A 12,145-nucleotide genomic window follows, 5' to 3' on the forward strand; every position below is an offset into this window, starting at 1 on the left:
CCCATGTGAGGGGCGAAGGTGATGCTGCGCTGCATCCACCTTCGCCCCTTTCGCGTTTCAGGCCCCATGAGCGACGATCTCTTCAGCCACAACCCCGCCAAGAGCCGCTACGAACTGGAGGTCGACGGCCTGATCGCCTTCGCCGACTACCAGCGCAGCGGCCATCGCCTGGTCATCCCGCACGTGGAGGCCGATCCCGCCCTGCGCGGCACGGGGGCGGCCGGTCGCCTGATGGTCAAGGTCGCCGAGGTGGCCCGGGCCGAGGGCATGCGGATCACCCCGCTGTGCTCCTACGCCGCCGCCTGGCTGCGGCGAAACGACCCCGAACTGATCGCCTGAGCGGCCTCGCCAGGCGGATAGTTTCAGATCGCCGCCCAAACTGGCGCCCCGTGAACGTTTGCAACGCAGCAAAGCCTTGTCGAGCGTGCGGCTACTCGTGCTAGAACTTTCGTGACGGTCCAGCGCGCCCTGCCGGGAGCCCGTGCGACCGTGAGCGAAGGCTTGGATTTTCATGGTTGATATCAAGACGGTCGGCGTGATCGGCGCTGGCCAGATGGGTTCGGGCATCGCCCATGTCTGCGCGCTGGGCGGCTACGACGTCCGCCTGCACGACGTTTCGCGCGAGCGTATCGACGCCGGCATCGCGCTGATCGGCAAGAACCTCGCCCGCCAGGTGAGCCGCAACATCATCGACCAGGACGCGGCCGACGCCGCCCTGGCGCGGATCTCCGCCGCCGAGAACGTCGAGGCCATCGGCCAGACAGACCTGGCCATCGAGGCGGCCACCGAAAACGAAGAGGTCAAGAAGGCCATCTTCCGCAGCATCCAGCCGCACCTGAAGCCCGAAACGCTGCTGGCTTCGAACACTTCGTCGATCTCGATCACCCGCCTGGCCTCGACCACCGACCGCCCCGAGCGGTTCATCGGCCTGCACTTCATGAACCCCGTGCCGCTGATGAAGCTGGTCGAGATCATCCGCGGCATCGCCACGGACGTGCCGACCTACGAAACGGCCGTGGCCTTCGCCAAGTCGCTGGGCAAGATCACCAGCAACGCCGAAGACTTCCCCGCCTTCATCGTCAACCGCGTGCTGGTGCCGATGATCAACGAGGCGATCTACACGCTGTACGAAGGCGTCGGCACCGTCGAGGCCATCGACACCGCCATGAAGCTGGGCGCCAACCATCCGATGGGCCCGCTGGAACTGGGCGACTTCATCGGCCTGGACACCGTGCTGAGCATCATGAACGTGCTCTACGAGGGCCTCGCCGACAGCAAGTACCGCCCCTGCCCGCTGCTGGTGAAGTATGTCGAGGCCGGGTGGCTTGGCAAAAAGACTGGCCGCGGTTTCTATGACTACCGTGGCGAGGTTCCGGTCCCGACGCGCTGAGGCGCGTCGGCTACCAGAGGATCGGGACGTCGTAGGCGCGTACCGCCTCGTCCACGGTGGCCAGGAGGAGGTCGCCCCTGTTCGCCTGCGCGACTAGGATGCGATCCCACGGATCACGATGATGATCGGGTAACGCGGCCGCGGCAGCGCAATCACCCGGGAGGATCGGCAGCCAGGACAGCCCCTGATCCTGCACCACCTTTTCAAGATCAACCGGCATGCGTTCGAGGGACGCTCCACGCGCCCTCAGTCGCTTGTAGTGAACCTCGTACATCGACACCGCGCTGACAAAAATCTCGTTGTTCAGGTCGAGCATCGCCCCAGCCACTGCGGGCGAAAGCTTCGCCTGATCAGTCAGGCTCCAGATCAGGACGTGGGTATCGATCAGCAAACGCATTTCAGCCCCCTAAGTCGGGCCGAAAGCTATCAAACAGGCCCATCCAAGTCCCACGGATACGCGGGACTTCGCGAGAACCGCGCAGGATCGAACTGGCGTGTCTGAGCTTCGCTATGTGCGAGGAATTATCGGGGCGTCCATCAGGGCCTCGATTTCAGGATCCGGGCCGATGAAAAGATCATCCGGGAGATCCAGCTTGAGGTGTTCCCAAGCCCCCAGCCGGCGCTGCGCCTTGGGCCCATCAAGCCCTTCCGGCTTCTTCTCGACATTCACCGTAGCGATGATCTTGCCATCGCGGACAAGCGTCATGTCTTCGCCCGCGTCAATCACGGCCAGGAGTTCGTCGAGGCTGTTTAGCTTGGCGATGTCGAACTGGATCGTCATGGGTGAAGCCTAACACGGCCTCGCCCGTCCGACGACTCACCCCGCCCCGAGCGCCACGGCCGTGTGATAGACGACGAAGGCCGCCAGATAGGCCAGGCCGACCATGTAGACGAACATCACCGTCGGCCAGATCCAGCTGTTGGTCTCGCGCTTGACCACGCCCAGGGTGGGCATGCACTGCGGCGCGAAGACGTACCAGGCCAGGAAGGCCAGAGCGGTGGCCAGCGACCACTGCTGCGACAGCAGGGTGCTGAGCGCGTCGTGAGAGTCGGCGTCGCCGCCGACGGCATAGACCGTGCCCAGCACCGCCACGGCCACTTCGCGGGCGGCCATGCCGGGGATCAGGGCGACCGTCATCTGCCAGTTGAAGCCGATGGGCTCCATGACCGGCGCGATGAACTTACCCACGCGGCCGGCGATGCTGTAGTCGATGGCCGGCCCCGTCGCGCCTTCCGGCGGATAGGGGAAGGTCGACAGCACCCAGACCAGCACCATCAGCGGCAGGATGATGCGGCCCGCGCGGTTCATGAAGATCTTGGCGCGGGTCCAGAGGTTCAGCGCCACGTTGCGCGGCTCGGGCCAGCGATAGGTCGGCAGCTCCATCATCAGCGGCTCGGCCGCGCCGCGCCAGAAGATGCGGCGGATGATGGCCGAGACCAGCAGGGCGAAGACGATGCCGGTCGCGAACAGGCCGAACATCACAAGGCCTTGCAGGTTGAAGACGCCCGCCACCTTCTCGCGCGGCACGAAGGCGCCGATAATCAGGGTGTAGACCGGCAGGCGCGCCGAACAGGTCATCAGCGGCGCGATCAGGATGGTGGTCAGGCGGTCGCGCTTGTTGTCGATCACCCGCGTCGACATGATCCCCGGGATGGCGCAGGCGAAGCTCGACAGCAGCGGGATGAACGCCCGACCGTGCAGGCCGGCCACGCCCATAAGCTTGTCCAGCAGGAAGGCCGCGCGGGTCATGTAGCCGCTGTCTTCCAGGATCAGGATGAAGAAAAACAGCACCAGGATCTGCGGCAGGAACACCAGCACGCTGCCCACGCCGGCGATCAGGCCGTCGGCGATGAAGCTGGCCAGCAGGCCCTCGGGCAGATGCTCGGAGACCAGCCCCGCAAGGGCCGCGAAGCCGGCGTCGATGGCGTCGGCCGGCACGGTCGCCCAGGCGAACACCGACTGGAAGACGGTGAACATCAGGGCCGCCAGGATCAGCAGGCCGGCCACGGGGTGCAGCAGCACCGCGTCGATCTTGCCCGTGAGGGTGTCGGGGCGCTCGGGCGGGCGCACGCAGTCGCGATAGATGCGCTGGGCCTCAGCGTGCGCCGCGCGGATCTCGGCCGCGCTCGGCTCGCGCCAGGTGTTGTCGCCGGCGTTCGAGTGGGTCAGCGTCAGGGTGTCGACCTGGGTGAGCAACTCGTCCAGGCCGCGCTTGCGGGTCGCCACCGTGGTGACGATCGGCGCGCCGATCTCGCGCGACAGCTGCTCCAGATCGATGCGCAGGCCCTGCCGCTGGGCGATGTCGAACATGTTGAGGGCCAGCACGAACGGCCGCCCCACCTGCTTCAGCTCCAGCACCAGGCGCAGCACCAGGCGCAGGTTGGTGGCGTCGGCCACGCAGACCAGCACGTCCGGCGCAGTCTCGCCCGACAGGCGGCCGAGCACTGCGTCGCGGGTGACCACTTCGTCGGGGCTGCGGGCGCGCAGGGAATAGGTGCCCGGCAGGTCGAGGACGCGGATCGTCCGGCCGCCCGGCGTGACCAGCTGGCCTTCCTTGCGTTCGACGGTGACGCCGGCGTAGTTGGCGACCTTCTGGCGGGCCCCGGTCAGGGCGTTGAACAGCGCGGTCTTGCCGGAATTCGGATTGCCGACCAGCGCGATGCGCGCGGGCCGGATAGCGGTGTCGGTCAAAGCGTCTATCCGTCGAACTGAACGGTCACGGCGCGCGCCTCGCGGCGGCGCAGGGCAACGCGGGTGTCGTCCACCCGCACGGCGATGGGGTCACGGCCGAAGAGGCCTTCCTGCAGGATCTCGATGCGCGCGCCTTCGACGAAGCCCATCTCGAGCAAGCGGCGCTCCAGCTCGTCGGACGCCACGGCCTCGGCCGCGCCGGTGTCGCCGCGCACCGCGACGATCACGCCCGTCTCGCCGCGCGCGGCCGTGCTCAGGGCGCGGGTCGGCGCGTCGGAAGCAAGGGCGTCATCGGCGGTGAGGACGGCGTCGGACATTCTTGGGCCTCGCGGCGAAAAGTTGCGAACGATTATCAGCCCCAACCGCCACTGTCGATGAAAGATGCCCCCTTAGAACGCCGGTCGCGGAAAAATTAACAGACATGGCGCGGCGTAATGGCCCAGCAGCGTTAATCTATTCGACTCAAGGCCGCACAGGTTGCATTAATTTTTGCAAGCGATTCGTAGGGACCCGAAATGCGAAGGCTCAAGCTGGCTCTGCTGACCGGCGCCTATCTTTGCCTGGCTCTTATCGTCTCCCTGCTGCTGTGGCGCATGGGGGCGACCCCGGCTGTCGGCCTGTCGGCCTTCATCGGGTCGCTGGGACTGTGCTTTGCGTTCCACAGCATCATCGGCGGCATGTTCGACAGCGCCCAGCTGAAGCTGGACATCGAGACCGTGCGCGAAGCCCATGGCATCCTGGTCGAGCAGATCGAGAAGATCGACGCGCGCATGACCAGCCTGGTCGAGAGCGTCGCCGAGGACGCCGAGAAGCGCTCGGCCGAGCTGACCAGCGAGGTCCACCAGCTCGAAGACCTGATGCAGCGCATGAGCGAGCGTCTGGAAAGCCAGCTGACCCACCAGGTCGCGGCCGCCCGCCACGACGCCCGCGGCCGCGGCGCCGCCGCCCCGGTCAACGCCGTGCTGGAAGCCGTTCAGGACGCGCTCGCCGAAAACCGCGTCGACCTATACCTGCAGCCGGTCGTCAGCCTGCCCCAGCGCCGCACCGTCTTCTACGAAAGCTTCTCGCGCCTGCGCGACGAGACCGGCCGTGTGATGATGCCGGCCGAGTACCTGGCCGTGGCCGAGCCCGAGGGCCTGATGACGGCGGTCGACAACCTGCTGCTGTTCCGCTGCGTGCAGATCGTGCGGCGCCTGGCCAAGCAGGACCGCAAGGTCGGCATCTTCTGCAACATCTCGCTGGCCAGCCTGGCCGACGAAACCTTCTTCCCGCAGTTCCTCGAGTTCCTGCAGGGCAACAAGGACCTGGCCGGCTCGCTGATCTTCGAACTGGGCCAGACCGCCTTCAACCAGCGCGGCCCGGTCGAGGCCCGCCACATGGCCCGCCTCGCCAGCCTCGGCTTCCAGTTCAGCCTAGACAAGGTCGTGGACCTGGATCTCGACTTCCAGGATCTGGCTCGCGCCGACGTCAAGTACGTCAAGGTCGGCGCCCAGCTGATCCTCGACCAGCTGGAAGAGCAGGACGGCAAGCTGGTGCTGAGCTCCCTGCCCGACCTCAACGCCGCCGACTTCGCCGCCCTGATGCGCCGCTACGGCGTCGAGGTGATCGCCGAGAAGGTCGAGGGCGAGCGCCAGATCGCCGAGATCCTCGATCTCGACATCGGCTACGGCCAGGGCCACCTGTTCGGCGAGCCGCGCGCCATCCGCGACGCCGTCCTGGCCGAGACCGATCCGCCGGCCGACTTCGTCCAGGCCCCGCTGCGCCGCCGCGCCGCCAACTGGTAGACCGCCTTTCAATTTCGAACTTCGACCGCCGCCGGGGCTCCGCCTCGGCGGCGGTTTTCGTTTGACCGCAAGCATCGGAATGACGCGCGGCGGCGACGGCGCGATCCTGTCGGCAGATCCGAAAGGAGACCGACATGACTCCCATCTACCTGACCGACGATGACCGATGGGCCGCCATCGAGCGTCGCGACCGCGCCGCCGACGGCGCCTTCTTCTGCGGCGTGCGCACCACGGGCGTCTATTGCCGCCCCAGCTGCGCGGGCCGGCCGCTGCGCCACAACGTCGCCTTCTACGAGACCCGGGAGGCCGCCCGCGCCGCCGGCCTGCGCGCCTGCCTGCGCTGCCGCCCCGACGAGCCGATCGAGACCCTGGCTTACGGCTTCGGCGACACGCCGCTGGGCCTGGCCCTGGCTGCGAATTCCGAGGCGGGCCTGACCCTGCTGATCCTTGGCGACGACCGCGCGACGATGGTCGAGGACCTGGCCACCCGCTTCCCCCGCGCCCGGCTGGTCGAGGATGACGACAGCGCCGCCGCGGCCCTGGCCGCCCTGACCACGGCGATCGAAAGCGGCGCGGGCGCCGGCCTCGCGCTCGACGAACGCGGCACCGAGCTGCAACGCGCCGTCTGGGGAGCGTTGCGCGACATCCCCGTCGGAACCACCGCCTCCTACGCCCAGGTCGCCCACGCCATCGGCCGGCCAGAAGCCGTGCGCGCCGTGGCCCAGGCCTGCGGCGCCAACCCGCTGGCCGTGCTGACGCCCTGCCACCGCGTGGTGCGCTCGGACGGCGGCCTTTCCGGCTATCGCTGGGGCATGGAGCGCAAGCGCGCGCTGCTGGAGCGGGAGCGCGCCGCTTGAACCTGGACTGGACGCGCATCGCCGCCGAGCTCGACGCCCGGGGCTGGGCCCTGACCGGCCCGGTCCTGACACCGGACACCTGCGCCAGGACGGCGGGCCTCTATGCCGAGGACGCGCCGTTCCGCAGTCGGGTGGTCATGGCACGCCACGGCTTCGGGCGCGGCGAATACAGGTACTTCGCCTACCCCCTGCCCGAGGCGGTCCAGCGACTGCGCGCCGCGCTCTATCCGCCGCTGGCCCAGATCGCCAACGGCTGGATGGCGCGGCTGGGCGAGGAGCAGCGCTTCCCGGAGGCGCTGGACGGCATGCTGGAGCGCTGCCACGCCGCCGGCCAGGCGCGGCCGACGCCCCTGCTGCTGACCTACGGTCCCGGCGACTACAACTGCCTGCACCAGGACCTCTACGGCGAGCATGTGTTTCCACTACAGGCCGCGTTTCTGCTCGACCAGCCGGGGCGCGACTTCGAAGGCGGCGAGTTCGTCATCGTCGAACAGCGCCCCCGCCAGCAGTCGGCCGCCCAGGTCGTGCCCCTGGCCCAGGGCGAGGGCGTGATCTTCGCCGTGCGCGAACGGCCGGCCGAAGGATCGCGCGGCGTCCATCGCCGCATCCTGCGCCATGGCGTCAGCGAGGTGCGCAGCGGAACCCGGCGGACGCTGGGCGTCATCTTCCACGACGCGACGTGAGGTGCGAACCCGTTGCTGGATCGCGCCCGCACACCATATGAGCGGGCGCGCGGTCCTGCGGGATGGCCGGCGCGACGCCATTGACGCTCCCGCCTATGACCGGTACCCGCCCAATCCATGATCGACTTTCCCGCTGGCCTCTCCGCCCTCACCGACCGCTATGACGTGGTGCTTTGCGACGTCTGGGGCGTCATCCACAACGGGGTTCGCAACTTCCCCGAGGCCTGCGAGGCGCTGGAGCGGTTCAACAAGGACCACGGGCCGGTGGTGCTGATCTCCAACGCCCCCCGCCCCTCGCAGGACGTGCTGTCCCAGCTGGACGGCCTGAAGGTCCAGCGCGAGGCCTGGAGCGCCTTCGTCACCAGCGGCGACGCCACCCGCTCGCTGCTGACGCCTCGTGCGGGCGAGAAGGTCTGGAAGATCGGCCCCGAGCGCGACGCGCCGCTGTGGGCCGGCCTCGACCTGACGCTCGCCGGCTGCGAGGACGCCGACTTCATCCTGTGCTCGGGCCTCTATGACGACGAGACCGAAACCCCCGAGGATTATCGCGACCGCCTGAAGGTGGCCGCCGATCGCGGCCTGCTGTTCATCTGCGCCAATCCCGACCGCGTGGTGCAGCGCGGCGACAAGCTGATCTTCTGCGCCGGCGCCCTGGCCGACCTCTATGAAGAGCTGGGCGGCAAGGTGGTGATGGCCGGCAAACCGTTCGCGGCGATCTACGACCTCGCCCTCGCCGAAGCCGAGCGCCTGAAGGGCGGTCCGGTGGATCGCTCGCGCGTGCTGTGCATCGGCGACGGGATCATCACCGACGTCCTGGGCGCCGAGAACCAGAAGCTGGCCTGCCTGTTCGTCGCCAAGGGCATCCATGGCGACAAGGCCCTGGGCCCCGACGGCCTGCTGGCGCCCGAGGCGGTGGCCAAGCTGCTGGCCGCCGAAAGCGTCGGCGCGACCCACGCCATCGCCGATCTGGTCTGGTGAAGACCGCCCGGCGCGCTACAAAACCCCAACGACAATCATAAGAACGCAGGATCGGGGATCATGCAGGGTCTCTTTCTCGAGGACTTGAGCGTCGGCCAGGCCGCCGAGTTCAGCCGCACGGTCGGCGAAGCCGACATCCAGGCCTTCGCCGACGTCACGGGCGACACCAACCCCGTCCACCTCGACGCCGACTACGCCGCCACGACCAGCTTCGGCGAGCGCATCGCCCACGGCATGCTGTCGGCCGGCTACATCTCGGCGGCGCTGGGCACCACCCTGCCCGGCCCAGGCGCGGTCTATCTTTCGCAGTCGCTGAACTTCAAGCGGCCGGTGCGCATCGGCGACACGGTGGTGGTCAAGGTCACCGTCACCGCCATCGACGAGGCCAAGGGCCGCGTGACCCTGTCGACCACCTGCATCGTCGGCAAGAAGGCCGTGGTCGACGGCGAGGCCGTGGTCCTGGTTCCGAAGAAGGGCGCCTGAGCATGGATCAGCGCGTGCGCCTGAAGATCGTCCACGGCTGGAAGGACGTGCCGCCCGAAGAGAAGGGCGCGGCTGTCGCCCTGGGCAATTTCGACGGCGTCCATCGCGGCCACCAGCAGGTGATCGCCGAGGCCGCCAAGGCGGCGCGCGAGCTGAAGGTCCCGCTGGGCGTGGTCACCTTCGACCCGCATCCCCGGCGTCTGTTCCGCCCCACCGAGCCGGCCTTTCGGCTGATGACCATCGAGCAGCAGGCCCGCCTGCTGAGCGATCTGGGCGTCGACTTCCTCTACCTGCTGCCGTTCGACTTCGAAATGGCCACGCTGGACGACCGCGCCTTTGCCGAGCGCGTCCTGCACCAGGGCCTGGGGATCCGCCACGTGGCCGTCGGCTTCGACATCTCGTTCGGCAAGGGCCGCACCGGCAGCCCGCAGGCGATGAAGGCCTATGGCGAGGAGTTGGGCTTCTCGGTCTCGGTCGCCGAGCCCGTGGCCAATCGCGACGGTGAGAAGTTCTCGTCCACCGGCGTGCGCGAGGCGCTGCGCGCCGGCCACCCGGAGGAAGCCGCCCGGATCCTGGGCCGCCCCTTCGCCATTGAGGGCGTGGTGCGCCGCGGCCAGCAGCTGGGCCGCCAACTGGGCTTTCCCACCGCCAATGTCGAGATCGTCGACTACGTGGTGCCCAAACTCGGCGTCTACGCCACCCGCACCCGCCTGCCCGACGGCCGGGTGATCCCGGGCGTCGCCAACCTCGGCAACAACCCGACCACGGGCGAGGTCGAGACCCGGCTGGAGACCTGGCTGTTCGACTTCGACGAGGACCTCTACGGCCAGGTCATCGAAACCCAGCTGATCGCCTTCCTGCGTCCCGAGCTCAAATTCGACAGCATCGAGCTGATGATCGACCAGATCCGCTGCGACGAGACCCAGGCGCGAGCGATCGTGGCTCCGCAGTTTTAAAACAGAGAAGGCCGCCTCACGGCGACCTCCCCCTCCGGCCCTCTGGGCCACCTCCCCCAGAGGGGGAGGATTTGGCGGAACAGATGCTCCCCCTCTGGGGGAGCTGTCGCGGAGCGACTGAGGGGGCCTTCCCCCGACGCTACCTGATCCCCGGCACGTGCAGGGCGGCCTCGCGCTCCGCCTTCTGCTTGAAGGCCAGATCGCCGTACTTGGCGTACTCCATCCGGGCGATGGTGCGGCAGTGCACCTCGTCGGGGCCGTCGGCCAGGCGCAGGGTGCGGATGCCGGCATAGAGCTTGGCCAGGCCGTAGTCGGTGGTGACGCCGCCGCCGCCGTGGGCCTGGATGGCGTCGTCGATCACCTTCAGGGCGATGCGCGGGGCGGCGACCTTGATCATCGCGATCTCGAGACGGGCGGCCTTGTTGCCGGCCTTGTCCATCATGTCGGCGGCCTTGAGGCACAGCAGACGGCACATCTCGATGTCGATGCGGGCCTCGGCGATGCGCTGCTCCCACACCGAGTGCTCGGAGATGTATTTTCCGAAGGCCTTACGGGTCATCAGGCGCTTGACCATCTTCTCCAGCGCCACTTCCGCGGCGCCGATGGTGCGCATGCAGTGGTGGATGCGGCCGGGACCAAGGCGCCCCTGGGCGATCTCGAAGCCGCGGCCCTCGCCCAGGATCAACCCGTCCTCGACCGGCACGCGGACGTCTTTCAGGATCACCTCGGCGTGGCCGTGCGGAGCGTCGTCGAAGCCGAACACCGGCAGCATGCGCACCACCTCGATTCCCGGCGCATCCATCGGCACCAGGATCTGGCTCTGCTGCTGGTGGGTGGAAGCGGTCGGGTCGGTCTTGCCCATGACGATGGCGACCTTGCAGCGCGGATCGCCCACGCCCGACGACCACCACTTGCGGCCGTTGATGACGTAGTCGTCGCCGTCACGCTCGATGCGGGTCTCGATGTTGGTGGCGTCGGAGCTGGCCACCGCCGGCTCGGTCATCAGGAAGGCCGAGCGGATCTGGCCGTTCATCAGCGGCCGCAGCCAGCGTTCCTTCTGCGCCAGCGTGCCGTAGCGCATCAGCACTTCCATGTTGCCGGTGTCGGGCGCCGAGCAGTTGAAGACCTCCGACGCGAAGCCGATCTTGCCCAGCTGTTCGGCGATCAGGCTGTATTCGAGGTTGGTCAGCTGCACGCCCTCGAACTGGAACGTGTCGTCGACATGGGTCTGGCCGCTGTGGGGCGGCATGAAGAAGTTCCACAGCCCTTCGGCCCTGGCCTTCTGCTTCAGCTCCTCCAGCACCTGGACGACCTTCCAACGCTGGTCGGCGGGAACGTCCATCTCGGCTTCGTAGACGGGAACGGCCGGACGCACGTGCGCGTCGATGAAGCCGTTCACCCGGTCGAGGAATTCCCGCTGGCGAGGAGAGATGTCGAAGTCCATGGCGTTCCCGATCCCTGGTTCAAACACTTGTTTGAAGCATGTGTAGCACCGAGTTGACGGGCGCGGCAAGCGGGCGTTGCGGCCGGTTTGAACGTTCGCGTCGTCTTGCGCCCACATGGTCGCCAGACGGCTTGCCAGCCGCCCGCTCCTAGCGGAAAACACCGGTCATGAACCTGACCATCAAGCCCCTCGAAGGCCGCTACGTCCGGCTGGAACCGATCACCCCCGACCTGCGCGACGAGCTGCGCGGCGCCATCGACTGCGATCCCGACAGCTGGGAGATCATGTCGGTCAACGGTTGCGGCGAGGGCTTCGAGGACTGGTGGGGCGCGCTGCTGGGCGAAAGCGACCGGGGCGAGCGCGTCGGCTTCGCGATCCGCCGCAAGTCGGACGGCAAGATCGTCGGCACCTCGAGCTATCTGAACATCCGCCGCCTGCACAAGGGCCTGGAGATCGGCTCGACCTTCCTGCATCCCGACGCCCGCTCGGGCCCGGTGAACCCCGAATCCAAGCGCCTCCTGCTGGGCCACGCCTTCGACGCCGGCGTCATCCGGGTCGAGTTCATGATCGACGTGCGCAACGCCCGCAGCCAGGCCGCCGTCGAGAAGCTAGGCGCCAGCAAGGAAGGCGTGCTGCGCAGCCACAAGATCACCTGGACCGGCCACGTCCGCGACACGGCCGTGTTCTCGATCACCGATTTCGACTGGCCGGGCGTCAAGCAGCGCCTGGAGTTCCGCCTCAGCGAAGACTTCGTCTAAAGCTCGCGGCGACCGGGAAAACCGCGGTGTCGCAAGCGCCATAGGCGAAAGCGATTGCGACACCCTGCCGCACCTATACCTGAGCAATACATAAAAAACCGCCGTTATCCTTCTCTCGTA

At 67.9% G+C, this 12,145-nt stretch carries 14 protein-coding genes; 9 read left to right on the forward strand and 5 right to left on the reverse strand.

The window, feature by feature from the left end; translation table 11 throughout:
• Window positions 1–66: 66 nt before the first annotated feature.
• Together ACODR1_RS21035 and ACODR1_RS21040 are read left to right on the forward strand one after the other, a co-directional pair.
• Entirely contained in the window at window positions 67–339 is a 273-nt protein-coding gene (locus ACODR1_RS21035) for a GNAT family N-acetyltransferase (RefSeq protein WP_198574062.1), read from the forward strand.
• Window positions 340–511: 172 nt separating this feature from the next.
• On the forward strand, window positions 512–1,390 hold the full coding sequence (locus ACODR1_RS21040; RefSeq protein WP_488882181.1) for a 3-hydroxybutyryl-CoA dehydrogenase: 879 nt from the start codon (window positions 512–514) through the stop codon (window positions 1,388–1,390).
• Between the two features lie 10 nt (window positions 1,391–1,400).
• Here the strand turns inward: ACODR1_RS21040 and ACODR1_RS21045 are convergent, their stop codons facing one another.
• The 4 genes from ACODR1_RS21045 to ACODR1_RS21060 form a co-directional block, all read right to left on the reverse strand.
• Window positions 1,401–1,787: a type II toxin-antitoxin system VapC family toxin gene (locus ACODR1_RS21045; RefSeq protein WP_488882182.1), complete on the reverse strand. Its 387-nt coding sequence runs from the start codon at window positions 1,785–1,787 to the stop codon at window positions 1,401–1,403.
• Window positions 1,788–1,898: 111 nt separating this feature from the next.
• The gene (locus ACODR1_RS21050) at window positions 1,899–2,171 is read right to left on the reverse strand and encodes a hypothetical protein (protein ID WP_488882183.1); all 273 of its coding nucleotides are present in this window, start codon (window positions 2,169–2,171) and stop codon (window positions 1,899–1,901) included.
• A 36-nt stretch (window positions 2,172–2,207) separates the two neighbouring features.
• Window positions 2,208–4,091: a ferrous iron transport protein B gene (gene feoB, locus ACODR1_RS21055; RefSeq protein ID WP_488882208.1), complete on the reverse strand. Its 1,884-nt coding sequence runs from the start codon at window positions 4,089–4,091 to the stop codon at window positions 2,208–2,210.
• A complete protein-coding gene (locus ACODR1_RS21060; RefSeq protein WP_488882184.1) occupies window positions 4,088–4,399 on the reverse strand; it encodes a FeoA family protein in 312 nt (103 codons plus the stop codon). The genes feoB and ACODR1_RS21060 overlap by 4 nt, the downstream gene beginning before the upstream one ends.
• Before the next feature lie 198 nt (window positions 4,400–4,597).
• On the opposite strand from ACODR1_RS21060, the gene tipF reads away from it, so the two are divergent.
• From tipF to ACODR1_RS21090, 6 genes are all read left to right on the forward strand, one after another.
• Window positions 4,598–5,866 (forward strand): flagella assembly cyclic-di-GMP phosphodiesterase TipF, encoded by a 1,269-nt coding sequence (gene tipF, locus ACODR1_RS21065; RefSeq protein WP_488882185.1) that lies wholly within the window; start codon window positions 4,598–4,600, stop codon window positions 5,864–5,866.
• 134 nt (window positions 5,867–6,000) lie between these two features.
• Window positions 6,001–6,723: a methylated-DNA--[protein]-cysteine S-methyltransferase gene (locus ACODR1_RS21070; protein WP_488882186.1), complete on the forward strand. Its 723-nt coding sequence runs from the start codon at window positions 6,001–6,003 to the stop codon at window positions 6,721–6,723.
• Window positions 6,720–7,406: a 2OG-Fe(II) oxygenase gene (locus tag ACODR1_RS21075; RefSeq protein ID WP_488882187.1), complete on the forward strand. Its 687-nt coding sequence runs from the start codon at window positions 6,720–6,722 to the stop codon at window positions 7,404–7,406. Before ACODR1_RS21070 ends, ACODR1_RS21075 begins: the two co-directional genes overlap by 4 nt.
• A 117-nt stretch (window positions 7,407–7,523) precedes the next feature.
• Window positions 7,524–8,384, forward strand: coding sequence for a TIGR01459 family HAD-type hydrolase (locus ACODR1_RS21080; protein WP_488882188.1), 861 nt, complete (start codon window positions 7,524–7,526; stop codon window positions 8,382–8,384).
• Window positions 8,385–8,441: 57 nt separating this feature from the next.
• On the forward strand, window positions 8,442–8,867 hold the full coding sequence (locus ACODR1_RS21085; protein ID WP_488882209.1) for a MaoC family dehydratase: 426 nt from the start codon (window positions 8,442–8,444) through the stop codon (window positions 8,865–8,867).
• Between the two features lie 14 nt (window positions 8,868–8,881).
• Complete coding sequence (locus tag ACODR1_RS21090) at window positions 8,882–9,823, forward strand: bifunctional riboflavin kinase/FAD synthetase (protein WP_488882210.1); 942 nt, start codon at window positions 8,882–8,884, stop codon at window positions 9,821–9,823.
• Window positions 9,824–9,962: 139 nt separating this feature from the next.
• Here ACODR1_RS21090 and ACODR1_RS21095 read toward each other — a convergent pair whose 3' ends face one another.
• Complete coding sequence (locus tag ACODR1_RS21095; RefSeq protein ID WP_488882189.1) at window positions 9,963–11,267, reverse strand: acyl-CoA dehydrogenase family protein; 1,305 nt, start codon at window positions 11,265–11,267, stop codon at window positions 9,963–9,965.
• A 167-nt stretch (window positions 11,268–11,434) separates the two neighbouring features.
• Between ACODR1_RS21095 and ACODR1_RS21100 the strand changes: the two genes are divergently transcribed.
• On the forward strand, window positions 11,435–12,025 hold the full coding sequence (locus tag ACODR1_RS21100) for a GNAT family N-acetyltransferase (protein WP_488882190.1): 591 nt from the start codon (window positions 11,435–11,437) through the stop codon (window positions 12,023–12,025).
• The last annotated feature ends 120 nt before the right edge of the window (window positions 12,026–12,145 follow it).

Source organism: Caulobacter sp. FG7 (assembly GCF_057808875.1).